We start from the raw sequence: 2,290 nt of genomic DNA, 5'->3' as shown, positions 1-2,290 counted from the left end.
GCGCGTGCTGCTGCAGAGTCGTCTCGCGGAGGGCCTGCCGATCGATGACATCGCCGCAGGGCGCCGCGACCGGGTCGCCGAGCTGATCTCGGACGGACTGGTCGACGCGGCCGCGGCTCTGCGGCAGCGTCGCGTGCGCCTCACCCTGCGGGGTCGGCTGCTGGCGGATGCCGTGGTGCGCGCGCTCACCGAGTAGCGGGTGGGACTCGCGCGGCGATCACGGGCCGACCGTCGCATGCGAACGGGTAGGATTGGCACTCGGAACGTTCGAGTGCCAGCGGGAGGGATGATGGTCACACAACGAGGCCTTGAGGTCCTCCGCGCGATCGTGCAGGACTACGTCGCGACCCACGAGCCGGTCGGCAGCAAGTCGATCGTCGAGCGCCACGCGTTCGGCGTCTCCGCCGCGACCATCCGCAACGACATGGCGCAGCTCGAGGACGAAGAGCTCATCACCGCGCCGCACACCTCGTCGGGACGGGTGCCGACCGACAAGGGCTACCGGGTCTTCGTCAACCACCTCGCCCAGGTGCGCCCGCTCTCGGTGCCGCAGCGCACGGCCATCGAGTCGTTCCTCGCCGCCCCCAGCGACCTCGACGATCTCATGGCGCGCACCGTGCGCGTGCTGACCCAGCTCACCGGGCAGGTCGCCCTCGCCCAGTACCCGTCGTTCGCGCGAGCGAGCATCACGCACGTCGAGCTCGTCGCGCTCGCGCCGAATCGCATGCTGGTCGTGCTGGTCACCGATGCCGGCGGCGTGTCGCAGCGCATCTCGCCGCTGCCGATCGACATCGACGACGCCGACCTGGCCGTGCTGCGCGCCCAGCTCGCCGCGCTCATCACCGGCCGCGCGGTCGGCGAGGCGTCCGAGCGCATCACCTCGGTCATCGACACGCAGACCGGCTCCCGCCTGCAGCCGGCGCTGTCGTCGCTGGCGGCCGTGATCGCCGAGGAACTGGCCGAGTTCCGCCAGGAGCGGCTGGTGATGGCAGGAGCAGCCACCCTCGCGCGGCGCGAGCAGGACTTCCGCGGCAGCATCCACCCTCTGCTCGAGGCGATCGAGGAGCAGGTGACCCTGCTGCGGCTGATGAGCGAGATGGTGACCGACGAGCACGGCCTGGCCACGAGCATCGGCACCGAGAACGCCCCGTTCGGGCTCGGTGAGGCATCGATCGTCGCCAGCAACTACGCCGCGCCCGGCGGCACGGCGCGCGTCGGCGTGATGGGGCCGACCCGTATGGACTACCCGAGCAACCTCGCCGCAGCGCGGGCCGTGGCCCGCTACCTGTCGCGCATGCTCGAAGAAGACGAGGCAGCCCGCTGATCCGGGCCGCCGCACACACGAACGCACACGAAGAAAGGTGACCGTGGCGGATCACTACGAGGTCCTCGGGGTGTCGAAGGACGCCTCTCAGGACGAGATCAAGAAGGCCTACCGCAAGCTCGCCAGACAGCTGCACCCGGATGTGAACCCGGGGGACGACGCCGCGGAGCGGTTCAAGCTCGTGACGCACGCCTACGACGTGCTCAGCGACGAGGACTCCCGGCGTCGCTACGACATAGGCGGCGACCAGAACGGCGGTTTCGGGGGTGGGTTCGGCGGTTTCGGAGACATCTTCGAGACGTTCTTCGGTGCCGCGGGCGGTGCCCGTGCGGCGCGTCCGCGGTCGCGCCGCGAGCGGGGACAGGATGCCCTGGTGCGCATCAACCTCGAGCTCGGCGACGTCGTCTTCGGCGTGCACAGAGACATCGAGGTCGACACCGCCGTGCTCTGCGAGACCTGTCACGGCAGCTGCTGCCAGCCCGGCACGTCTCCCATCACCTGTGATGTCTGCGGTGGCAGCGGCCACGTGCAGCGCCAGGTGCGCAGCCTGCTCGGCAACGTCGTCACCACCCAGCCGTGCGGCAGCTGCGAAGGCTTCGGCACCGTCATCCCCAACCCGTGCGGGTCGTGCGCCGGCCAGGGGCGGGTGCGCTCGCGCCGCACGGTCGCCCTCGACATCCCGGCCGGCGTCGAGACCGGCCTTCGCCTGCAGCTGCCCGGCTCGGGCGAGGTCGGCCGGGCGGGCGGCCCGAACGGCGACCTGTACGTCGAGGTGGCCGTCGCGCCGCATCCGGTGTTCAGCCGAGACGGCGACGATCTGCTGGCGACCCTCGAGGTGTCGATGACGGATGCCATCCTCGGCACCACCACGACCATCGACGGTCTCGACGGCACGGTCGACCTCGAGCTGCGCGCCGGCGTGCAGTCCGGTGACGTGCTGACCATCGGCGGGCGGGGCATCACCCC

At 71.0% G+C, this 2,290-nt stretch carries 1 protein-coding gene and 2 pseudogenes; all 3 read left to right on the top strand.

The genetic code is table 11. The annotated features are described in order from the left end of the window. Positions 1–196: pseudogene (locus RT309_RS12100) on the top strand (coproporphyrinogen III oxidase); the annotation flags it as partial. Between the two features lie 93 nt (positions 197–289). Next, positions 290–1,324, top strand: coding sequence for a heat-inducible transcriptional repressor HrcA (hrcA, locus tag RT309_RS12095; RefSeq protein ID WP_313357368.1), 1,035 nt, complete (start codon positions 290–292; stop codon positions 1,322–1,324). Positions 1,325–1,367: 43 nt separating this feature from the next. Beyond that, positions 1,368–2,290 (top strand): annotated as a pseudogene (locus RT309_RS12090) (DnaJ C-terminal domain-containing protein); the annotation flags it as partial.

This window comes from Microbacterium sp. (assembly GCF_032084865.1).
Lineage (GTDB): Bacteria > Actinomycetota > Actinomycetes > Actinomycetales > Microbacteriaceae > Microbacterium.
This window is presented reverse-complemented; position numbering and strand designations above follow the sequence as displayed.

What these genes read in the sequence shown, in the direction of transcription:
- hrcA (WP_313357368.1), top strand. Translation starts at nt 290, where the DNA reads ATGGTCACACAACGAGGCCTTGAGGTCCTCCGCGCGATCGTGCAGGAC.